Source organism: Xenorhabdus bakwenae, assembly GCF_030272115.1.
In the GTDB taxonomy this organism is placed as follows: Bacteria; Pseudomonadota; Gammaproteobacteria; order Enterobacterales; family Enterobacteriaceae; genus Xenorhabdus; species Xenorhabdus bakwenae.
In genome coordinates, this window is sequence record NZ_CP119194.1 from 330424 (window position 1) to 352714 (window position 22291).

General features: G+C 44.3%; 26 protein-coding genes. 17 read left to right on the top strand and 9 right to left on the bottom strand.

Translation table 11 applies throughout. From position 1 onward, the window contains the following. Positions 1 to 124: 124 nt before the first annotated feature. Positions 125 to 994, bottom strand: coding sequence for an integrase domain-containing protein (locus PXH59_RS02080; protein ID WP_285810105.1), 870 nt, complete (start codon positions 992 to 994; stop codon positions 125 to 127). Between the two features lie 224 nt (positions 995 to 1218). On the opposite strand from PXH59_RS02080, the gene PXH59_RS02085 reads away from it, so the two are divergent. The 11 genes from PXH59_RS02085 to PXH59_RS02135 all read left to right on the top strand — a co-directional run bounded on the left by PXH59_RS02085 (position 1219) and on the right by PXH59_RS02135 (position 12590). Beyond that, complete coding sequence (locus PXH59_RS02085) at positions 1219 to 1443, top strand: hypothetical protein (protein ID WP_285810106.1); 225 nt, start codon at positions 1219 to 1221, stop codon at positions 1441 to 1443. 364 nt (positions 1444 to 1807) lie between these two features. Continuing rightward, on the top strand, positions 1808 to 2263 hold the full coding sequence (gene tnpA / locus PXH59_RS02090) for an IS200/IS605 family transposase (RefSeq protein ID WP_047767579.1): 456 nt from the start codon (positions 1808 to 1810) through the stop codon (positions 2261 to 2263). A gap of 500 nt (positions 2264 to 2763) precedes the next feature. Then, complete coding sequence (locus PXH59_RS02095) at positions 2764 to 4542, top strand: type VI secretion system baseplate subunit TssF (protein ID WP_285810107.1); 1779 nt, start codon at positions 2764 to 2766, stop codon at positions 4540 to 4542. A 39-nt stretch (positions 4543 to 4581) separates the two neighbouring features. Then, a complete protein-coding gene (locus PXH59_RS02100; protein WP_285810108.1) occupies positions 4582 to 6615 on the top strand; it encodes a type VI secretion system Vgr family protein in 2034 nt (677 codons plus the stop codon). A 5-nt stretch (positions 6616 to 6620) separates the two neighbouring features. Continuing rightward, a complete protein-coding gene (locus tag PXH59_RS02105; RefSeq protein WP_285810110.1) occupies positions 6621 to 7433 on the top strand; it encodes a DUF4123 domain-containing protein in 813 nt (270 codons plus the stop codon). Then, positions 7430 to 9073: a lipase family protein gene (locus PXH59_RS02110; protein ID WP_285810112.1), complete on the top strand. Its 1644-nt coding sequence runs from the start codon at positions 7430 to 7432 to the stop codon at positions 9071 to 9073. Before PXH59_RS02105 ends, PXH59_RS02110 begins: the two co-directional genes overlap by 4 nt. Before the next feature lie 302 nt (positions 9074 to 9375). Beyond that, entirely contained in the window at positions 9376 to 10170 is a 795-nt protein-coding gene (locus PXH59_RS02115) for a hypothetical protein (protein ID WP_285810113.1), read from the top strand. 117 nt (positions 10171 to 10287) lie between these two features. Next, the gene (locus tag PXH59_RS02120; protein WP_285810114.1) at positions 10288 to 10551 is read left to right on the top strand and encodes a PAAR domain-containing protein; all 264 of its coding nucleotides are present in this window, start codon (positions 10288 to 10290) and stop codon (positions 10549 to 10551) included. 163 nt (positions 10552 to 10714) lie between these two features. Further along, positions 10715 to 10939, top strand: a complete 225-nt coding sequence (locus PXH59_RS02125) for a hypothetical protein (protein WP_285810115.1) — start codon at positions 10715 to 10717, stop codon at positions 10937 to 10939. A gap of 179 nt (positions 10940 to 11118) precedes the next feature. Then, positions 11119 to 11886, top strand: coding sequence for a hypothetical protein (locus PXH59_RS02130; RefSeq protein WP_434223394.1), 768 nt, complete (start codon positions 11119 to 11121; stop codon positions 11884 to 11886). Then, positions 11886 to 12590, top strand: a complete 705-nt coding sequence (locus tag PXH59_RS02135; RefSeq protein ID WP_285810117.1) for a DUF2931 family protein — start codon at positions 11886 to 11888, stop codon at positions 12588 to 12590. The genes PXH59_RS02130 and PXH59_RS02135 overlap by 1 nt, the downstream gene beginning before the upstream one ends. A 421-nt stretch (positions 12591 to 13011) precedes the next feature. On the opposite strand, the gene PXH59_RS02140 is transcribed toward PXH59_RS02135, so the two are convergent. The 7 genes from PXH59_RS02140 to PXH59_RS02170 all read right to left on the bottom strand — a co-directional run bounded on the left by PXH59_RS02140 (position 13012) and on the right by PXH59_RS02170 (position 19781). After that, the gene (locus tag PXH59_RS02140; RefSeq protein WP_285810118.1) at positions 13012 to 15117 is read right to left on the bottom strand and encodes an AAA family ATPase; all 2106 of its coding nucleotides are present in this window, start codon (positions 15115 to 15117) and stop codon (positions 13012 to 13014) included. Positions 15118 to 15224: 107 nt separating this feature from the next. Continuing rightward, positions 15225 to 15428, bottom strand: a complete 204-nt coding sequence (locus PXH59_RS02145; protein ID WP_285810121.1) for a helix-turn-helix transcriptional regulator — start codon at positions 15426 to 15428, stop codon at positions 15225 to 15227. 137 nt (positions 15429 to 15565) lie between these two features. Then, complete coding sequence (locus tag PXH59_RS02150; protein ID WP_285810123.1) at positions 15566 to 16837, bottom strand: tyrosine-type recombinase/integrase; 1272 nt, start codon at positions 16835 to 16837, stop codon at positions 15566 to 15568. Between the two features lie 315 nt (positions 16838 to 17152). Then, on the bottom strand, positions 17153 to 18169 hold the full coding sequence (locus tag PXH59_RS02155; protein ID WP_285810125.1) for a phage integrase: 1017 nt from the start codon (positions 18167 to 18169) through the stop codon (positions 17153 to 17155). After that, complete coding sequence (locus PXH59_RS02160) at positions 18166 to 18792, bottom strand: hypothetical protein (RefSeq protein WP_285810127.1); 627 nt, start codon at positions 18790 to 18792, stop codon at positions 18166 to 18168. Before PXH59_RS02160 ends, PXH59_RS02155 begins: the two co-directional genes overlap by 4 nt. 103 nt (positions 18793 to 18895) lie before the next feature. After that, positions 18896 to 19237, bottom strand: coding sequence for a hypothetical protein (locus tag PXH59_RS02165; RefSeq protein ID WP_285810128.1), 342 nt, complete (start codon positions 19235 to 19237; stop codon positions 18896 to 18898). Positions 19238 to 19418: 181 nt separating this feature from the next. After that, positions 19419 to 19781, bottom strand: coding sequence for a helix-turn-helix domain-containing protein (locus tag PXH59_RS02170; protein ID WP_285810129.1), 363 nt, complete (start codon positions 19779 to 19781; stop codon positions 19419 to 19421). A 60-nt stretch (positions 19782 to 19841) separates the two neighbouring features. On the opposite strand from PXH59_RS02170, the gene PXH59_RS02175 reads away from it, so the two are divergent. From PXH59_RS02175 to PXH59_RS02190, 4 genes are all read left to right on the top strand, one after another. Beyond that, positions 19842 to 20039, top strand: a complete 198-nt coding sequence (locus PXH59_RS02175) for a hypothetical protein (RefSeq protein ID WP_285810130.1) — start codon at positions 19842 to 19844, stop codon at positions 20037 to 20039. A 6-nt stretch (positions 20040 to 20045) separates the two neighbouring features. Further along, the gene (locus PXH59_RS02180; protein WP_434223335.1) at positions 20046 to 20252 is read left to right on the top strand and encodes a DNA-binding protein; all 207 of its coding nucleotides are present in this window, start codon (positions 20046 to 20048) and stop codon (positions 20250 to 20252) included. A gap of 142 nt (positions 20253 to 20394) precedes the next feature. Then, a complete protein-coding gene (locus tag PXH59_RS02185) occupies positions 20395 to 20586 on the top strand; it encodes a DNA-binding protein (RefSeq protein ID WP_285811673.1) in 192 nt (63 codons plus the stop codon). A gap of 27 nt (positions 20587 to 20613) precedes the next feature. Beyond that, the gene (locus tag PXH59_RS02190) at positions 20614 to 21114 is read left to right on the top strand and encodes a hypothetical protein (protein WP_285810131.1); all 501 of its coding nucleotides are present in this window, start codon (positions 20614 to 20616) and stop codon (positions 21112 to 21114) included. Between the two features lie 119 nt (positions 21115 to 21233). Here the strand turns inward: PXH59_RS02190 and PXH59_RS02195 are convergent, their stop codons facing one another. Continuing rightward, positions 21234 to 21416 (bottom strand): hypothetical protein, encoded by a 183-nt coding sequence (locus PXH59_RS02195; protein ID WP_285810133.1) that lies wholly within the window; start codon positions 21414 to 21416, stop codon positions 21234 to 21236. Between the two features lie 146 nt (positions 21417 to 21562). Between PXH59_RS02195 and PXH59_RS02200 the strand changes: the two genes are divergently transcribed. Together PXH59_RS02200 and PXH59_RS02205 are read left to right on the top strand one after the other, a co-directional pair. Further along, entirely contained in the window at positions 21563 to 21799 is a 237-nt protein-coding gene (locus PXH59_RS02200; protein WP_053460693.1) for a hypothetical protein, read from the top strand. Between the two features lie 124 nt (positions 21800 to 21923). Further along, positions 21924 to 22286, top strand: coding sequence for a DUF5347 family protein (locus PXH59_RS02205; RefSeq protein WP_285810135.1), 363 nt, complete (start codon positions 21924 to 21926; stop codon positions 22284 to 22286). Positions 22287 to 22291: the final 5 nt, after the last annotated feature.

A 22291-nucleotide genomic window follows, 5' to 3' on the forward strand; every position in this document is an offset into this window, starting at 1 on the left:
GGTAGAAATTTCCTACCAGTGGGTTGATCAATCAAGGCCGCGACGCCTTGGCCATTAGATTTGGCTAATGGCGGGAATACTTTAACTAATTGTTTTACCTAATACAATAACCGAACGACTAAGTTTAACGGCTATAAACCCGTTCAACATAACGCCCACGACCATCACCATGCCCCAAATCCATTGAAACCAGTGCCCTTGCTTCCTGACGGTTAAAACCATGTTGTTGGTAAAAGTTCAGCGCATCCTGCGCCCACGCATAGCGCAAACTGTGGGGAGAATGGCAACCGGTTAAACCAATCTTTGTGGTGTGCGCTCGCCAGTAGTTCATGGCCTGTTTGAGATCCGGTTTATCAATCAACCTGCCGTCACATTGCTCTGCAATAGCCAACGCCTGTTCTACACTCTCTTTTACCGCGGCAACATCCAATACACGGGTTTGCCTTGGCCGGCCACCTTTGGTTCCGAACACAACATGCAGTTTCGGCTCTGGCTGTTCTAACTGTTTGCGCCAGCTCTTCAGTGAAGCACTGCATTGCACCGCTTCCTGAGAACGCAATCCCAGCAAGCGGGCGAGTTTCAGTGTGACGGCAAATCCGGCATCACGTTCAAGCGCTTTCTGGTAAACGACCTGAAACGCAGCATCAGGGATAGCCTGTTTCGTTCCGGCGCGGCTGGTTCCGCTTAATCCCAATGCCTGATTGCTTAAACGCGGCGAGGTTTCGAGTTTCTCCCGGCCTGCCATGCGGAAAATATTGCGTAGCGCAGCCATTTCATTTTGCACCGTACGCTTGGCTATTCCCTGAGATAAACGGGCACTAACATACTGTTCTACATGTTTAGCTTTCAAATTATTAAGGTTTTTAACCTGAATATTCAGACTCAATAACAACGCGCCCAAACGTCCTGCGATCCGAATACGGTCATGGCAGGTCTTATGACTGCCGCCACCTTTTCGGGCAAAAAACTTCAATTCTTTAATCAATCGACTCATTGGCTTCCTCCATGCTTATATCTGACAACCTACAATCTCTGGCGCGCGACAGTGTGGCAAAACAGGCAATGCCTGCTTTACCTTTGACGGATATCTGTGCGCCAGAGTGAACGCAGGTTGAGGTATTGCGGGGTATCGGTTGAGTACACGGTACTGCCGCCTGCGTGTGCAGGTCATCCCCACCGGCATAAAGCCAGCCTCGATATCGTCAAGTTCTCCTTTTGATGCTTTTTCAATCTAAAAATGCAGAGTCAGATTCACTGCTTGGTAAAGCAGACGCGAGCCTGTCAGGGTTACGTGGTTCTCTGGCTGCGGCGTCACTTTCAGCGGTAAACCGGCCAAAAGTGACGCCTTGGGTTCCACAAATAGTCAGCAAAAGTTATGCAACGTTGAAATGCCATCAGACACATCAAGACGCCGCCAGGTTCAGTATCAAACGGGAGCAATGAGTTAATTGTTTAGGTGCAGAAAATTTATCTGCTGAATAATTCAAGCAGAGATAGCGAAAAGTATGAATCGGATGCGCGAAAGCCATCCTGCTATCCATTGAAGATAAAGGAAAATAGGCTTTATGTTGATATAAAAGATAAGTGCATGATCTAATGTTCACTACACTTGATTGGCAATATAAAAACACCTTTTGGGTGTATTTTTTAGTTTAGGGCTTTAGCCAGTTTAAGAAGCCCTATGCTTCTTAAACATAAAACCACCCGCTATGCGGGTGGAGATCAGGGGGTTATACCAAGAAAAACACCTTTCCGTTACGATATAGATGTTCAAGCTAATATGCGTAACTAAGAAGGAAAGGTGTTTATGGGAATTAAAGCACAAAGCTTGGCCCACACAAAGTGGCTCTGCAAATACCATATCGTCTTTTCGCCGAAATACAGACGTAAAGTTATTTTTGCAAGTTTACGTTCAAGTATAGGTGAGATTTTAAAAAACCTTTGTAAGTACAAAGGGGTAGAAATAATAGAAGGACATTTGATGCCAGATCATGTGCATATGTTGGTGAGTATCCCGCCGAAAATCAGTGTATCGAGTTTCATGGGATATTTGAAAGGTAAAAGTTCACTGATGATATTTGATAAGCACGCGAATCTAAAATACAAATTTGGCAACAGGAAGTTTTGGTCAGAAGGATATTATGTGAGTACAGTAGGACTCAATGAAGCCACGATCCGTAAGTATATCCGAGAGCAGGAAAAGCAAGATTTCATACAGGATAAATTGAGTGCACGTGAGTATGAGGACCCCTTTAAGGGGTAAGCCAAAGAGACAATGACATTTAGCTTGAACAAAGAGAAAGCGGCGTCATTTTGGCGCAGTCGGTAACATGCCCTTATAGGGCGAGAGCAAACCACCCGCTATGCGGGTGGTTTTGATTTAAAAAACCTTCATCGCCAGACAAGGGTTTTATGTCTGACAATATCTGCTTCCAAAAGTGCGCAGATGTACCGCAATGTTTGCTCTCCCTTGCAGGCTACGGGAGTTTAGGTTCGCCACCCGAAGGTGATCCTGACAGGCGATGGATCGTTTTGTAGAAAAAGATATTAACGGTTAGTCAGGGAGGAGTCAAACTGCTATCGTTCCTGTCATCCTGATTTTTGCCTGAATTTCCGTGCAAATTCCGCAAATCCCCCTACATTCCGCCAAAATCAGACAAAAATTGGATTTAATTGGTTAATTAATTTCACTGATGAATGTGTACAATAAACAACCTTAACTCGTCGGGTGCCATTTTAATTCAGCACAATGCCGATCCCTGATTGATAAAACATAAGTTAAATTCAATGAAAAATAACAAGGAATTGCTGTACCTGCAAGAACGCGCTTACCTGCGAGAGCTGGCTGAGCACATCGCAAAAGCGTCGCCGCATCTGGCTGAATTTCTGGTTTCCTCTCATGACCCCGATATTGTCCGTGTTTTCGACGCCTTTGCGTTTTTGATTGCCAATCTGCGGGACAAGCTGGAGGATGATTTTCCCGAAATTGTTCACGGCATGCTCTCCCGCATCTGGCCGTTAGCCCTGTCGCCTATTCCGCCCACAACGATAGTCCAGTTTACGCCTGCGGATGACGAGCATCAGGGCACGGCCGAGATCCCGATCGGTACATCGGTGTCTGCCAGCCTTAACGGGCAGTGGCTCGGCTTTAAAACCTGCCGTCCTTTGCATATTGAACCGTTGATTGTGCAGGAGCGCACCGTCAGAAAAACGGGCACCCACAGTGAAATTATCCTGACACTAGGTCAAACCGGTTCGGCATCGTCTTTCTGGCAAAGTGGTCCGCTGACGTTCTTCCTCGGCACCGACACAGCGCGTGCCGCCCAGCTCAGCCTGTGGCTGGATCAACATATCTGTGATGTCAGCCTGAACACACAGGGCGGGCGGCGAACCATTAAAAGTTTTCCTTATGGCTGGTATGGCCTGCTTGACGAGCCGTTGCTGCCCACCGCCAAAAGTCCCTGTTCCGGCCTGCAACCGTTGGTGGAATACTATGCGGTGCCGGCGCTTTATAACTTTGTCACGCTGGATATCAGTAGTCGCTGTGCGCAAGTGCCGCTCAATGACGATGGCACGTTTGAGCTGATTTTGCGGTTCGAGGGCGAATTGCCGCTGGATGATGTCGAGGGGGTATTTTTGTTGGGTTGTGTTCCGGCGATTCATCTGGAAAACCAGACCAGTCCGCCTGTCCGGTTGGAAGCCGGTGATCACCGCTATCCGCTGCCATTGGGGGAGTCAGTGTGCTTGTACCGGCTGCGGGAGGTTCAGAGGGTGGTGCAGCCCGAAGACAACGAGCAGCGTGGTACGCCTTATCACTGGCTGCCGATTGAGCAGTTTGTTCCCGGGCGTTTTTTCGATGACGATGAGCAGCCTGACACGTTTTACTACCAGCTCCAGACTGAATCTGATTTTCTGGGCAGAACCCGTCACCAGCTGTGCTTTTTTGATTTGACCGGCAATCCGGCCCACACTCTGCCGGATATTGCTGTCTCGTGCTCTTTCACCGGCTACCATGAGCAGGCACGGATGCTGGAACAGGGCGCAATTACCGTGACGCCGGAAAGTGCACCGTCTCATCTTGATGTACAAAATATTATTCCTGTGGTGACCGATTATCCGCCCTTGTTACAGGAAAATAACGGCTGGCCGCTGCTCTCCTGCCTCTCCAGCCCGCCGGTGATGTTATTTGCCACTGACAGCCTGAAACAGTTTCTCCGCCTGTTTGACCCGCACCGCGAGACAAACCGTCCGCTGAGTCGCCAGTTCCAGCAACATATTGACGGCATTGTGCAGGTTAAAGAGCGCCTGACCGACCGCTTAAGGCGTGGGCAACCGATTCGTGGGTCTGTGTTGTCGCTCACGCTGGCTCCCGGTTGTTACCGCACGCCCGGTGAGATGTACCGCTTCAGCCGGTTAATCAATCAGGCGATGGCCTGCTTTATCAGCCAGTCCACGTTCGTCATGCTGGAAATTTTCACCCCGGACAACCCTGACGTGTTGTGGCAGTTCTGGCACGTCGATGGATTACGCCCGGCCATGTAAGGCATTCATGTCATAAACGAGAAGGAATAAGGAATAAACATGAAAAGTGGATTACGTTTTACCTGCCGTATCGCGGGTGTGCCGGAAGACACCTTTGCGGTCGGTGATTTTTCTTTGCAAGAGGGATTATCGGAACTGTTTACCCTCAACCTGACACTGGTCAGGGCCGGTAACGCAAACCCGTTCAGGCCGCAGGCAGAAATTGATTTGGCCTCGCTGCTGATGCAGGAAGCGGTGTTGCAGGTTTTTTATGGTGAAACGGTGCAGCGCAAAATCACCGGGATTGTCTCTCAGGCTAATTGGGTGGGCACCGACGGTAACAAGACGCGCTATACCGTCACCGTCCGCCCTGCCTGCTGGCGGTTGACGCTCAATCAGGACAGCCGGATTTATCATCAGCAAAATGCCCCTGCCATCTTAAACAGCCTGCTGAAAAAACACCGGGTAAAAGCCGATTCAAAACGCTACGATACGCATCAGGATCGGGAATATGTGACCCAGAAGCGCGAATCCGATTATGATTTTTTCAGCCGGTTAGCGGCGGAAGAGGGATTCAGTTTCTGGTTTGAGGATGAAACGCTGTTTTTCAGTGACAGCCATCTGGGCATGACCGCGGGCTTGCCGCTGCAATACCAGCCCCAGCCGGAAACCGCCCACGGAACAGACACTATCTATCAGGTGCAACTGGGCGTCGGGATGAGTCCGCAACGCAGTTTCCACAAAGATTTCAACCCGGAAAAACCGCGCTATCACCTCTCCCATATGCACAGCAGCGAAGGTTTCCGCGATTTCGGCAGCCAGACCCCTTACACCGTGTTTGAGAGTTACGGGCGGTTCCAGAAAGATGCGGCCGCCAAACCGTTTTTAAAATACCGGCAGGAAGCGCTGGATAACCAGAAACAAACCGGCAGTGGCCACAGTAACTGCATCAAACTGATGCCGGGTAAAATCTTCGAGATAAAAAATCACCCCCATAAGCCGATTAACGCGCGCTGGCAAATCGTCACCATCAGCCACTACGGGTGCTGCCCACAGGCGTTCGGCGACAGCAGCGGCACCGGCACGACACTGAGCAACGATTTCCGTTTTATCGATGGCCTTGCTGACTACCGCCCGCCGTTCCACTACAAACCGTTAGCCGATGGGGATGAAACTGCCATTGTGGTCGGGCCGGAGGGCGAAGAAATTTTCGTCAATAAAGACGGGGCGATTAAAGTGCATTTTCACTGGAACCGCGATGACCCGCCGGATGATGGCGCTTCGTGCTGGGTACGGGTTGCTCAGGGCTGGAACGGTAACGGTTTTGGTTTTATGGCGATCCCGCGTATCGGGCAGGAAGTAATTATCTCTTACCTCAACGGGGATATCGACCGTCCGATTGTCACCGGTTGTGTCTACAACGGCCTGAACCGCCCGCCACTGGATTTACCGGCAGAAAAGACCCGCACCACCTTTAAAACCAAAACCCACAAGGGCAAAGGATTCAATGAACTTCGGTTTGAGGATGCCAAAGGCAGTGAGGAAATTTATTTCCACGGCCAGAAAGATTTTACCGCCCAGATTGAAAATGATGTGCTCTGGCATATCAAACACGACCAGAAACAACGTATTGATAACAACCGTTACCACGATATCCGCGCCGATGACCATCATCAGGTCGCCGGTTCACGCAAAATCACCACCGAAGGCGATGTATCGCACCGGATTGCCGGTAGCCAGCATACCCAGACCGGGGATGCCACCGTGATTGACAGCGGGCAGGAAATCCACCTGAAAAGCGGCGGCAAAGTGGTGCTGGAAGCGGCAGCAGAAATCACGCTGAAAGTGGGCGGCAGTTTTCTGAAAGTCACGCCGGGCGGCATTCTCTGTTCACCGATTAATGTCGGGCAGGGTTCAGGCGGCAGCGGGCGCGGGATTTCACTGCAACTTCCAGAAGGGGTAGCGCCGCTTGCACAAGTGGGACAACTTCCGATGGCGGAAGCGCTCCCGGCAACTGAATTTCCGGTGCAACCGGCTTGTGCAGAACTGGCGCAACAGGATGCCAGTTTAGTCATTAAACCTGTTAAAGAGTAAACACAATGGAAAGAGCTATCACCATGGAGAGCACAGGATCCGCAATAAGTTGGCAAGCCTGGCTGAATGAACCCAATAAAGTGCCTGTATTCTTCATTCTCAATTCACTGGCTAAACCGAATCCTGTAGAACCATTTTACCGTCATGACTGGGTTGAGCAGGCATTTCCTCTGTATAGCGGCACCCCGATGCGCAATATGTTGAAACAGAGTCCGTGGTTGGTACAACCGAAGGCTAATCAATTAGTTCAGATAGGGGTAGTGCTGGATCGCCATGAGCTCAGTGACAACAGTTGGGGTTGGGCTTACCGCAGTCATACACCGTGGCAAGGACAGATTAAACACTGGCAACAGCGGCAATGGGTAATGATGAATGGCGAACCAATGTTGTTCCGCATGATGGATGCGCGGATATTGGGCACACTGGTGCCGGCTTTCACGCCCAGCGACTGGTCACTGATGCTGTCGCCTGTCACAGAACTGATGATAGACAGGCCGCAACCGATGAGGTTTTGCCGTCCCGAAGCGTGTAGAGAAGGTAACAGTGAAATTCCGTTTACATTGGGTGAGCATTTGCTGGCAGTCTGGCTGCAATCTCCTTATGGTCTGAAAGTGTTAACCAGTTCACTTTATAATGATTTATGGGAAAACCACGGAGAAATAGCGAGGCAATTGGATCAGCCTGAAGGCCGTTTGGAACAACAGATTGAACAATGGTTGCGGAAAAAAATTGAGGCAGGGCATCATGCTGAAAAAATATCCTGTCAGGATTATCTGCTAGCGATGGAACAAGAAAAAGAACAGGAGAAAGATTTATGAGTAATGCAAATTCAGTTTATTGCCCTAATTGCTCGGGGTTAAAGAACAAAATAGAAATTCAGCTTGTTGATGAACACAATGAACCCATTTCTAATATGCCCTATATTTTAAAAAATAGTAAAGTTGAGCGTAAGGGAATGACGGATGGAAACGGAATGATCCGAGAAGAAAAATTGCTTGCTTCTCCTTTACGTTTATTTCTCAGTGGGCAAAAACTTGCCGATGAAATGGAAAAACGTCCACTCAGATTGAAGCGTAACAGTGAATACACGCGCTCTCCTGAAGCCATGAGAGCCATTTCTCCCGTTTTTAAAGAGAGCCAGGGATCAGGTCGCCAATATCGTTATGCAAAAATTGGAGAATTAGTTGATAAATTTCCAGTTATTGAAAAATGGAAAGGAGAAAAACCTCTTCCAAGTTACCATTTTCCTGATAGTGAACCACAGGGTCTTGAAGTTTATCCATCATATGTAGGTGAATATCGCTATGTTATCGAAGTGTGTCCATTTAGAGCATGGTCTTTGTTGTTGCATCATCAAAAAGATTATTCACTGGTTAATGCCTATAATCTCTCACTCATGAGCATATTAACTTATGCTGAAGATACTGAAAATTACTTGGGTTCAGTCACAAATTTCTTCCAAAAACAGTTACTCGATCTGTCACGTTCACCTTATAGGGTCAATGACCAGTCTTTCTCCCCTATTGTTTATGATGTCCCATTTAGCGAACGTTATACAGAAATCGTATTCGTTGATTCAAAAAAACAAACAATTCCTAAAGGAGATACTCAACTTTTTTATGTGGCAAACAAGAAAGAAATCATTATTGGATGGCGTGGTACTGAAAGTGGAACAGATGCTATAACAGATTTAACATTCCAGCCACTAGAGCTAGGTTGTACTCCCAGAGGAGTATGTAGTGGTTTTATCGAAAATGGGAAAATACACAAAGGTTTTTGGGAAGGTTTTCATCTTATAAATCAATCAAAGGTTCTACAGCTTGATAAGACAATAGGTATATTTGATCATATTATTAAATTAGTGAGGGGACGAAAATTATTTGTCTGTGGCCATAGTTTAGGTGGTGCGCTTGCTTTAATTCATAGCGCGCAATTAAAAGCACATAATCCTTGTCTTTATACTTACGGTATGCCACGTACATTCACCCAAAACGCGGTTCAAGAGCTTGCTGATATTACTCACTACCGCCATGTCAATGAAAATGATACTGTTCCTTCTGTGCCTTTTAACAAGGATATGGACAATATTGCATTCCAAATAGGCGCTACTCCTTCTGGCGTCTTAATTGAATTATTCGATAGCTCTATTGCGGAAGATGCCTCAAAATGGTATCCATCAATTTTGGCAGGAAGACTTGTTGCAAAAAGTTTTAAATTATTTAGCAAAAATGATGATCCTTTTTTACACCATGGCAAGTTAGTTTATTTTTATGTTTCGTCTTATTTAGAATCAAAACCTAAACTGTATTTACTACCATCATTAAATGAAAAAACTCAAAAAGATACTGCCGAATTTATCGAACAACAAGCACAGTCGAAGACAGATCAGTTCAGGCAGCAAGAAATAAGTTCTCTATACCCAGATAATAATGAAAACTCTACTGATAAGGGGGGCTAGGAGCCTTAGATCATAGTAGTACTTTATATTCACGTTATATTGACCAGAGATTAAGAGAACTGTGTGCGCTTCCCCCAGATAAAAAATTTCAAAGATCTAATGAAGACTTGTCATTTTTGGAAAGTGAACCAACCTCCATTCGGGCAATGCTGGATAGAAAAAAGGTTAGAAAACACTATTTTTTAATGGAAATAGATAATCAGCTAGCAAGTACGCTAGAAGTTACTCGAAATGATAAAATAGGTTCATTAGCCTTGCTACGTTATTCTGAAAAACGATAAAAATAATGAGGAGTCATAGAAATGGCAATAAAATTTATGCCAACAACATTATTACCACTAACTCTGTGTTTGACTGGATGTGACTTTTTATCGAGTATTATCTCTGAATCTTGGCATTCTTATAGAAATAATGCTAACCCATTTTTTCCACCCCAAGAAAATAAATGGATCACAGTTGAAAGCATTGTTCCACCAAATACTAAACCGAGCTTAAAAGGAGGTTATACCTCAGTTAAGTGTCTTTCTGCTCATCATACAGCGGGTGGCACGCTTTATCATGAACCTAATCATCATTGGAATAAATTTAATATTTTAGTTGATCCAAAGACAGGTTACTTTAAGGAGAAAATACCTTCATATGGAGGTGGATGGTGCCAATGGAGAATCGATACTATTACCATATCTCTTTCGTATATAAATGTTGAACATATAATGAAAGGAGCTATTCCCTACACTGGAACTGGTATAAAAGCGTTCATTAATGGAGCAAAAAAACCTGAAAGTATGAAGGAAATGCTAAATACGATTGATTACCGACCAACTATTTACCCTTTTCTAAGAAAAGATTACGACGCTCCTAATCAAATAGGTTTGTATGGTAAATCTGGTGGTTTAACATATTTTGGGTTAAGACTCACAGATGGAAACGAGTGGAAAATAATCTACAAGCCTATTTTAGATGAAACTAAAATGCCTAAGATCATTATTCCTGCTGGTGACGAACCTTCCAGAGTTGAATATCCTGATGGTAAGGTTGATTTAGATAGGGATTCCATTGATTATTGGAAAATAAATAATACATCCCAATGGGAATAGTTATAAGTATCTATTAAACCATCTCAACATCAGAAGCTAACATAATTTATTTATAGTTTTTGATGTTGGTTTTAATATCAATTATTAAACACCTATTTTTTAGAAACAGGGCTAAAAATGACAAACAAAGCCGTTATTTTACTAAATGACACCACCGATCACGGTGGAAAAGTGATTACTGCTGTGGGGGGCTACACCTACAAAGGCATTCCGGTTGCTGGGGAATCAGATTTAGTTGAGTGCCCCAAATGCGAGGGCGTTTTTCCTATTGTCGAGGGCAGTGAAAATTTAAAGAGCCATGGGAAAGCTATTGCAGTAGAAGGGATGCACACAGCGTGTGGTGCTAAACTGATTGCCAGTCAGAAAGAGTTTTTCGCTTAATAAAACCCCTGACGCGCCACGCTTGTCTTCTCCATGTTACGGGCTATGCGTTAGCCCGTAACATGGAGTGCTGAGAAACAGGTGAGGTTTTGAGATTTTTTATCCTTAAAGATCAATATCTTTTTTGTTTCTCCCTTTTTGATCTTCATCGTTTTGGTTAATAATGGTTATTTCCTACCCTTTCAGGGGGGATGTCTGCTTCCAAAAGTGTGCAGATGTACCGCAATCTTGCTCTCCCTTGCAGGCTACAGGAGTTTTATTGGCGATCCTGACAGGAGGGAGTCAAACCGTTAACGATTCCCGCCAGCCTGATTTTTGCCTGAATGACCGTACCTATTCCGATAATCCCCCCTATATCCTGCCAAAACTCGCCCAAAATTGGATTTAATTCGTTAATTAATTTGATTGATTAGTGTGTAGAATAAATGTGCTTTTCGGTTCAAACACGCAGTTTATCTCGCTAATAGTTAGCATAATACCGAAACCCGATTGATAAAAATATAAGTTAAATTCAATGAAAAACAACAAGAAATCGCTGTACCTGCAAGAACGCGCTTACCCGATGGCATTGCAGAGCATATTTTCCATATTACGGCCATGAATGAATGCCGTTATAATTTCTCTTCAAATAGCATTAAGCCTGATTACCCGGAATTGATATTCCCCGGGGCACATTCCGATATTGGCGGGGGCTATAACCCAACGGAAACAGAACGGCTATTTATCACCCGACCTCGCAGTCTAACGGTGGATGAAAATACTCCAGATAATTCCACCTGGATATATAAAAAAGCCCAGGAGGAATTATCGCAGATGAGAGGCTATCCTGCTATTGCTCCGCTACTTCACGGCAACGAGGTAAAAGTAGAAACATGGCAAAATAACCAGTTTTATCCCCGTAACGAGCTGGAACGCTTTCAAAAACAAGTGGCAGCGGCAGCAGTGCTGTATCGTGAAATTACCAATGACTGGTCTAAAGTCGTTATGCGAGTAATGCAGGATGCAGCACAAGAAGCAGGTATAGTCTTTGGTAAACCCAAAGATAAAGATGACGATTACCAACTGTCCCCGGAGCTTACTTTATTAGCAGAAAAAGCGATTAAACAAGGACGAGCTATTCGGCAAGGTCAGGCATTAATTCCTTTTACTGCTGAAGAGTTAACTATGATTCAAACTAAATATGTACATTGCTCATCTCACTGGAATTCTGTGGTAATAAAAGATGAACAGATTCAAGGTGGCGTGAATGCGGTAGAGTTAGTCAGTTTTGTAAACCGTCCTTGTGAAAAGTGGCACCGCGCAATTTTTGATATTACTGGTAAGGAAATTTCATAATGAAAAACAAAAGATTTTTGGTCTTATTATTTATTTTATGTGCGATAGTGGGATTAACCGCCTGCCAAGCTTATCTGCCCGACAAAAGAATAGTGAATTACAAACCTATTGTGCGCCACAGTGAGCCATTACCCTATGATAAATGGTGGTTTCAGTTTTATACGCCAGAATATTTTCCTGCCAGTATCAGTTTTGTCCAGTTTCAGGACGAAGATAATTACCTTGTGCAAAAATTTATGCCAGATGGAGCAAGTTCAGATTCTAAAAGCCTACATAGTTGGAATAAAAATATATGGGCGAGTAGTGGTATTCGAAACTATGGAGAAGCACTACCCCGTTCATTGACCGTTTGTTGGGATTCAGTGATTGATAAAAAATCTTACCAGACAACTTTTAAATTTACTTCTGAAGTCTGGCAGTTAATGCGCGAACCGTCTAATTCGCAAGCAGTTAAGGGGCATATATTCTATCGGGATACAATATTTGTTGGGTTAGCTCCGGGGGGAACGACTCGAGCTTGGCTACGGAGTTATGGTAAAAACAACGGTAACAATATCTTAATTGCCACTGGTGAATCCGTTTTCGGCAATAAGATGACGGTATGTCAGGGTAAAACAAAGCATTCTAGTGGTTATGGAGACGATTACCCGGAATATATCAAAGATTTTATCAAAGGGAAAAAATACCCCTATGGAGAATGGTAAAACGGCCACTTTGAAATCGCCTCAACATCAGAAGTTGGCATGATTTATTTATGATTTCTGATGTTGATGGGAGGCAATAGTGATAACCAGCCGGAAAGCGTTTCTTACTTATTTTTCTAGGCGTTACTGACGCGCTGCGCTTGTCTTCTCCATGTTACCGGGCTAATGCATTAGCCCGGTAACATGGAGAAATGAAATAATACCTGCCAGAAAACAACTTACTTCCTCACTCATTCCTCGTTTATCCCCTCGCTTTTTGTTTTCCTCACTGCAAAAACAGGTGAGGAATTTACGATTTTTTATCCTTCAAAATCAACGATATTAGTCTTTCTCGCTTTTCTTGTATATATACGCGAGAAATGAGGAATACGATGAACAGTACAATATATCTCCTCGTAATCCCTCATTTTTTTACTCATTTTTAATCATCATTCCTCTGGTTAATGATAGTGAGTTCCTGGCCGTTGCGGGTAATCAGTCCATCATTTTCTAACTTGGTTAACCAGCGGCTGAAATTCTTCACATTCACGCCCATCGCCTTTAAATCATCACGGACAAGAGCAATGAAACAGGGTTCTTTCAGGGCAGTGCGCGATCGGATGCATTGCCATAGTGCTGTGTGGTTATCTGTTTTATTGGAAATGTGTTCAATATCGTCCTCTTCAACCGGATCACGTGGCCTGTCAATCAGAGCCAATGATGTAATATCTTCACCGTCTTTATCGGTAAAGAGTTCAACTACGCGCATGTCATAGGCTTTGGTTTCCGGTTCTTCGGCATCTTTCATTTTGGTGCAGGTAATAACCAGTGCGCCGCCTTTTTTCCCTTCCCGGTTGATCCGATATTCAACATCCAGCGCAGCACGAAAGGCACTGGAACCCCTTGCACCTTTGCTTTCATCCTTGCCAGAATGGTGCACCACGAGAATGCTTGCCCCTGTCTTAGCTTTCAGTTCGTCACAGCCCCGGATAAACGCACCCATATCTTTTGAATCATTTTCATCAGCGCCGCCAAAACAACGCGCAAGGGTGTCCAGAATAATCAGACGTACCGGCTGGCCTGTTTCAGCTTCAACCTGCCGGGCGGCAATGACCAGCTCATGTACTTCGGCAGACGAGGCCGGAAAAACCGGCGTATTGATCAGGTACATATTTTTAACGGTCTGATCATTAATGATTTCCCATGCTTTAATGCGCCGGGGTACGCCGATCCCACCTTCACCGACAACGTACAGCACGGAACCCTGAGCAACCTGTTTTCCTGCCCATGCCTTACCCGTGGCAATATGACAGCTCCATGCGCCTGCCAGAAAACTTTTATATGACCCGCTTGCCCCGTAAATGCTGCACAGGGAATGCGCCGGAATAATGCCTTTAACCACGTAGTCTAATTCGGCATCAAAGCCTTCTGAACCAATTGACAGTGGTAATTTTGTTTTGCGATTAGGATAAATGCTTTCAACATTGCCATAACGACGGGTTTCTATTGCGTCACTGTTCATCGGTTCCCTTACCTGAAATAAGCTCTCACAAAATGCCTGCTTTGCTGTCTCAATGCCATATTGCTGGCGATAATCATCCCAGTCAGCTTTATGTTCTGTAGGCGGTAACGAGATCCATCCATTAACCGCAAGGGCTGCTTTTTCTGCTGAAATCTTGCCGATATTTACTTTTGGTTTGCCGTTCTTATCCAGATCACTGGGGCTATGCCAGTCATTATCTGCTGCAATAATGATTTTTATGTCCGGCCACCGCTCCCGAACGGCTTTGGCAACAGAATATAAATTACCTGCATCCAGTGCTGCCAAAACAGTGCCTTGACAGAGATGGTTAACCGTGAGTGCTGTGGCGTAACCCTCTGTAATGATAACCGTATCGGGGTACTCCTCCCGTTCTGATACGGCAATAAAAGCGCCTTTCTTCTGGCTGCCAGAGAGTAATTTTTTCTCACCATTGGGTTTGATGATCTGCGCACCGGTGACTTTTTTATCCAGGGCTGTCAGTGCCAGCACAGTCGAATTATCGAACAGTAGCCGCTGATTGAGGCATTGTATCCCCTTTGCCGCCAGATAGGGCGATTGCCCGGCGACAGTTTGTGCCATCAGTGCCGCCACTCTTTCGGCAATCGGCTGTGTGGAATAATGGATTTCTTTGGCGGGCTTGGGTTCAGGTAAAGGTAGTGCCAGTACATTAGCGACCACTTTAGCTGCCTCAGCGATGGAGATCCCTTTGGTTTTTGCCACTAAATCCAGCCCATCACCATAGTTTGGGACGTCACACTGGCGGCAGTGCCAGTTGCCGTGATGGTGATCATCGATAAAGTGGAAACGGTCAGTACCGCCGCAGACAGGGCAAGCGCCATGTTTACCTTTTGCAGGGATCTCAATGCCACAGGCAGGCAACAGGTTTTGCCAGGAATACATGGCAGACGCTTTGACAGTCTGGATCAGGTCAATCGGTTTTTGGCTGCCTGATGTTTTTTGGTCTGTAAATTTAGGGCGAGTTTGGGTATGCTGTGTATCAGCCATCATTTTTACCTTGCTTAATGATTGTTGGTGAAACGCCTCAGATGTGTGCTACCACACTGGGGCGTTGTGTTTTATAGTCCGTTTCTTATGTCATAGTCTTTTCTGTATTATGCCGCCCGTGATTCGGCGATCCGCTGAGCAATCCAGTTATCAATTTCTGCTTCAATAAAGGCCACTGAGCGAAGGCCAATTTTGACCTGTTGCGGAAATGTCCCATCGCTAATCAGCTTGTAGATCCACGCCTTGCTGTAACCCGTTCTGCGCTGTACTTCCGGCAAACGAATAAAGTTTGTTTTTGCTGTCATTGTCATATTTGCTTCTCCTGTTACCGAGTCCTTGAGCGCTCATCGTGGACGTTATTTGATGACAGGCGAATTATTGAAAAAACAAAACACAATGAACAGCGTTAACTCTTTTTCCCTCGATGAGAATTAATTTTTAGGTTGCATTATCGGTTTTTTCTGTCACGGAGCGGTTTGGCGAAGTCATACGGTGTGATGGAGTTTTCCCGGTTTGCATCCAGATAGTCCGCCCACCACTGCACCATCAGCCGCCGTTCATCGAGATGTTTAGACGTGTGAATATACGCCGCCCGGACGTTGTTGCGCTCGATATGGCTTAATTGGCGCTCAATGGCGTCATCGCTCCAAAGACCGGACTCACCCATTGCACCGCGTGCCATGGTGCGGAAGCCGTGCCCGCAGACATCGGTTTGCGTGTCGTAACCCATCGCCCGTAGCGCCTTGTTGACGGTGTTTTCACTCATGACTTTCGCATTACCGTGATCGCTGGGAAATATCACGTCGCAATTGCCGCTCAGTACGTGCAAGGCTTTGAACAATGAAACTGCCTGACGGCTCAATGGTACAAGGTGATCGGTTTTCATTTTCATGCCGCGCTCTGAGAATCGAACGCCTTTGATGGGTTTTCGTGTGGCGGGAATTTTCCAGACCGCGTGGTCAAGGTCGATTTCCTGCCAGCGGGCAAATCTCAGTTCGCTGGAGCGGACAAATGTTAGCAGCGCCAGTTCTACCGCGATCTTGGTCAATAAGCGCCCGCGATAAGAAGATAAGCGAGCTAAAAAGTCAGGCAAATATTCATGGGGCAGTGCGGGATGGTGACGGGATTTTGTGGTGGTGAGTGCGCCGGCCATATCATTAGCTGGGTTGGACTCCAAAATATCATTCTGGACGGCATAGCGCATGATAGCGGTGACACGTTGCCGTAACCGCTGGGCAATATCGTGTTTGCCCTGCTCATCAATGGCTTTGACTGGCGCTAACAACTGGCTGGTGCGGAGTGTGGTAATATCGCGGGCGCCGATATGCGGGAAAATATACTGCTCAAGGCTGCGCAGCACTTTTTGGCGGTGGCTGTCGCTCCAGCGTTTGTTACTGGCGTGCCATGCACGGGCGACCTGTTCAAAGGTGTTTGTTTTGGCAGGCGAGGGCGTACCGCGTTTTTCGGCTTTGGGGTCGATGCCCTGTGCCATCAGCTTTTTGGCTTCATCGCGTCTGGCACGGGCATCGGCTAACGACACTGCCGGATAAACACCAAATGCCAGTCGGTCTTCTTTCTTATCGGTGGGGCGGTAATACTTCATGCGCCAGTATTTTGAGCCGCGTGCTGTGATTTCTAAATAGAGACCGCCGCCATCGGCGAGTTTGTAGGTTTTTTCTTTGGGTTTTGCAGTTTCGATTTGTCGTGCGTTTAGTTTCATTATTAAGGGCATTCCGGTAATCGAATGGTAAGTGCCCCGAATTATGCCCTTCGCTGCATCTTGATTGCAACAGACGAAACTAGACCTAAAAATAAGAAAGGGTGTTGATTTTTCTGGGTTTGAGAGAAATTGTTTGACTGGGCTGGACTTCACTGGAAGTTGAAGTGGTGCCCGGACTCGGAATCGAACCAAGGACACGGGGATTTTAAAAAGTTCATGGGCTATTTTAAAATCAATAAGTTAATGAAAAATAAAGCGTTAATGACCGCAGATATGTATCAATATAAATAAATATGTTTTTCCGTCGCCACTTATTTATGTACTTTTGGGGGATTTATTCAGATTGTCATAGGGGTTTAGTGTGACCGCTGCATCCAGATGATCTGGAGCGAAATGAGCGTAACGCATGGTCATCAAAATAGTAGTATGGCCTAAGATTTGCTGTAGTACCAAAATGTTGCCGCCATTCATCATAAAGTGTGATGCGAATGTATGCCTGAGAACGTGTGTCCGCTGGCCTGTAGGCAAATCAATATTTGCCTTTTTCAATGCGCCTTCAAATGCGTCATAGCAATTTGAAAATAAAGCCCCTCGTTTTTTAGGCAATAGTTCATATAACTCTTTCGAAATGGGGACGGTTCTATTTTTCTTGCCTTTGGTCTGGGTGAATGTGACCTTGTAAGGCATAACCTGAGATTGAGATAATGATTGCGCTTCTCCCCATCTCGCCCCAGTCGCAAGGCAGATGCGCACTACATATCCCAAATCTTTATTTTTCGACTCATCACACGCGGCAAGAAGTCGCTTTATATCGTCTTCATAAAGAAAAGCCAGCTCCTGATCACCCTCTTTAAACTGGCGAACGCCATCAAGAGGGTTTTCACCTTCCCACTCACCCAGCCTTTTTAATTCCGCAAAAACAGAATGCAGGTAAGATTGTTCTCGATTAAGTGTTGCTTGCTTTGGTGCGGCTTTACCTTTCGCGTTCCACTTTCCGTTAAGACGATGCTCACGATAGACCGCAAACATATTTTTATCGAATTCGGTAACATAAGGGTCACCCATGCGTAAGCAAATTGCATCCAGCTTAGATTTTCGTGAGTGACCAGAGTTAAGCGCTTTGCCGTGCATCTCATACCAGCGATCAACCAATTCGCTTAGTTTTAACGCTTGTTTTGCACTACCATTTGAGATGTCTTTCGGCAATAACTTTCGCTCAAAAGCCAAAGCCTCACCTTTGGTTGTGAACTGTTTTCTGATGCGAGTACCGGCTTTGCCGTTGGGATAACATTCACAAAGCCATTTGCCAGTTGGAAGTTTTCTTACAGTCATAGAAATTCACCAGAGTTCAGTTGCAAAATATCATCAAAAAATTCAGCCTTACTATATTTCTTTCCTGCATACTGTATTTTTGATGTTATCCTTTTAACTTTAAATGTTCTGTTATCAGATGCACTCATGCAAAAACAACTAAAGTATGGTTCACCATCTGCATTAATTGAAACCTCATTTAGCAAAACTTCTCTTCTGCTTCTATTGTCGCTTAGATCTCTATAACTAAATTCTATAGAAATAGACTTGTCAGCCCATACAATTGACAGTCCGTCTCTGAATTCGTTGGTCTGTGATTCACGCCATATTTCAGTATCATGAGATTTGTCTATGGTAGAGTGTTCTTTATCATATAAAGCCTCATCTATAGCCTCTTGTAGATTTGATAGCTTTTTGGGGCTTAGTGTAATGAGGTATTCTTGGATCTTTCTATTAGCCTTAGTTGATATAAGATTATCGACGACATCAGTAGCATTCTTCTCGACTTCATCTTTATACCATGCAATTATGCTGTCTTTTCCTTTAATTTGTTCCTTTAACTTTTTATTTTCTTTAGAAAATTCGTGGTACATTGCTGAACCACCAATAACAGCGCCTAATAAAATCCACAGTAAAGTAATCATAACTATCTCCAATTTTATTATTATTTCATCAATGAAAATTTTTAAGTAATAATATTTAGCAATGTAAATAACTAAGGCATCGATAAATCTAACGATGCCTTAATTATTTATTTCTTACGCTTTCTCTATTTCTCCTATACGCAATTCCATCGCCAGTTTCCTGTACCTTTAAACGTGACGCCTTAGTCATGGCGCGATATTGTTCAATTAGTTCTTGTTCTTCTGCTGATATACCCATTGGTTGCATTCTGCTTCCTGTGATTATGTAAAGTGTATCAAAACCAATTGCAGTTAATCTTTGCAAGTGCACTCCTTCGAGTGGGATCTCGTCCTGTTCGTAACGATGTAGCGAGTTACGCGGGCATCCGATAAAGGTTTCAAAGGTTGATTGGTTTATATTTAAACGGTTACGTTCCTCTGTAATTCTGCTTCCCATTGTGCTCACTAAAGTATCTCCTCTATATTGTTTGGATAAATCAATAACGTAAAAACAAGTAGTTGGTGGTGCACAATGTAACATTGTGATACATATGAAACATATTCATAGATCACAATTTCAAATTGAAATTATTTCAATAATTAATTTAAATAATAGTCAGCTATGTAAACGGTTAAAATTTGAATAATCATCCGTTTTTGACCTGCTTATCGGGTGTTGATTGTGCAAAAGCAGAACCTACTGCCCGCATGTTTGCGCGCGATTCATCACTCATAGCGCGATAGTGTTCGATTAGTGCTTGTTCTTCCATCGATATCTCTCCCTGTATAATGCGCTGACCAGTCAGAATAAACATCACATCTGCGCCTATTTCGCTAAATTTTGAAAAAAAAGATGCTTTGGGTTCAGTTTTACCTGCTTCATAGTCGCAATACGTTCTGAAAGCAACTCCACACATCTTTGCTACTTCACTTTGGGTTAAACCCAGTTTTTCTCTTTCTGTTCTTAGACGATCACAGATTTGCATTTTTTCGCGATTCCATGTTGACATATTGCAGTTTTCTGCAAATAATAGACACATTCATAACTTAACGGATCACAATATAACATTATGGCACAAGATAAGCATGTTGGGCGGTCAAGGCTGCCGAGAGAAATCGCCGCTAAAAAAATGATACCTATTCGGTTAACTGTCGAAGAGGATGAAGAATTAAAAGTAATCGCTCTTGAAGAAGGTCGTTCCAAAGCTAGTTTAGCTCGAACTTACTACTTAGCAGGTAAGCGAGCCGCTCAAGCTCAAGTTGAGTAGGTGATAATGATAAAAAATCTCATTATCAATTATTACGTTGTTTCACCTTACGTCTCGATTGATAAGTATGCAGAGCTTAGTGGTATTCCTGAAAATACTTGTCGTGGCATGGTAAACCGAGGCGAGATAATCATCCGACCAAAACAAGGGGCTAAGGGTAAAATTCAGGTCAATATGATCGCCATGCTGGAAGATGCAATCAAAAATAGTTGAAGTGTTTAATCAAAATCAGAGGGTAATCCAGATGAATAACTCAACATCCCTGAACTGTTCAAAACAGCAATTAGCCCTGATGGCGCGCCTGTATGATGTTTTTAATGATTTCAAAAACGAGGTGGCAATCACCCCTGAATATATCCCGGACACGCTGGCGCAGTTTGCATATGTATCACTCAAAAGGTATTCAGAAATAACCCAAACCCCTTTGGTTACATGTCGTGCAATGGTCGCTGATGGCCGCATCATCACCAGACCGAAGAAAAGAGCCAACGATACGCTAGAAGTCAACATGATCGCTATGTTGAAAGATGCTATCGCAAATAGCTGAAATATTAACTCAACAGAGGGTAATAAAATGAAAAACTCAACATCCCTGAACCATTCAAAACGGCAATTAGCCATGATGGCACGCCTGTATGATGTTTTTGATGATGTCAAAAACGAGGTGGAAGTGACGCCTGAATTTATCCAGGACACGCTGGTGCGGTTTATGCAGATGGCGACGGGTAATGATTATCACGTTTCTAAGTCAGCGTGTATTGGATTTGGGGAATTAGTACAGGCTCAGTCGGGGGTAGATGCTAACTCGTTGGTAGATTCGGTTAAAAAAGCGCTAAATGCTACAGGGTTAAAGAAGTTTGATCATAAATTGCTTTGTAATACCGAAAAAACTCTGCAACAAGTTTTGTCTGCTGTCCGTAATACTTTTGAAAGTAAATCGTTCGAGTTTAATGAACAGCATTTATTAAATGCGGGAGGGGTTTCTTCTTCTTCGGTGTGTGGTGCTGGCAAACTAAAAATATTTAAGCATGGTATATATGTAGGTGATATTACCTTTGAATTTGCTGATCAATAAACAGCCCCATAAATTGAGGCTGAGTGGTTCATTATTTGAGGGTATTGAGCATGCTTACAAAATTAGCGCTGAGAACATGTAAATCTGCAACAGCCTTATCTGTTCGATTTTTCATCGGGTTATTTACATGTGAAAAAGAATTCATGAGGGTTAAAAAAATCCTCTCTGCTTTCTTCTTTTAGTGAGGCCGCTATAGCGCAAGTCATGATTTCAAGCGCGGTTATTCTATCTTCAATAAGATGTGCTTCACGCGATTTTTTTGCATCTTCGAAGAATTGGATTAGTTCATTTTTTGAGGTCATTAGATTTAACTCCTTTTATAGGTGGTTGATGTTTTTCGCCTGAGTCTCCGCTCAAAGAAACCGCAGGCGCAAAGAGGATACCACAGTACCATGCGCCGGACATGGCTAAAAGTCGGCAGCACAATAATAACGATGAGGTAATAAATATGCGAAATACTATTCCAACACCAGAGGAATTAAACAAGGGGAAAATTAAATTCGGCACGTTATTCATTCGCCCGTTACGTATCAGCGCTGTTTGCCCGTTCATCCGTTATCAGGTCGGGGACGGTGAATATTGCTACGGTAAATTTAATTCCAAAGAACAGGCCATTGATTTTTGTCGGCAGTTATATGAGGAACGGTTAGATGAACCAATTAAAGAGAGTGCAACACAAATATAAAATTTCCAGTGATGATTTTAATAAAAAAGTCACTAATAAAAACCATTTGGCCGAGATTTTAATCTCAATTGGTTTGGCGACAACAATGTTAACCCCGTTATTATCCCTATTATGAGGTGATGCAATGGCGAATACTGAATCTCATCGCGCAATATCATTAACATTGGATGAGAAAATACGCGGTATGAATAAAACAGCTGAGTTTTTAAGTGGCCATTTTGATAATGATGGGTTGCGGACAGATAAACAGCTGGCGGATTTTCTTGATTACATGCGCGACCGTACTAATAACCGTGTTTGGAATAATGAACGGTTCCTGCATATGATGTTTCATATGGCCGGATTTGATAAATCCCGTTATCACATCGGAATTAATGAATTTACGCCCGAAGAGAAAAAATCGTTTATTTTTATTCTTCATCAATGTCAGGCGATATGCTCGGTATTACCCAATAAGTTGGTTATACCTAAATTAACGCCGCATTAATTAAT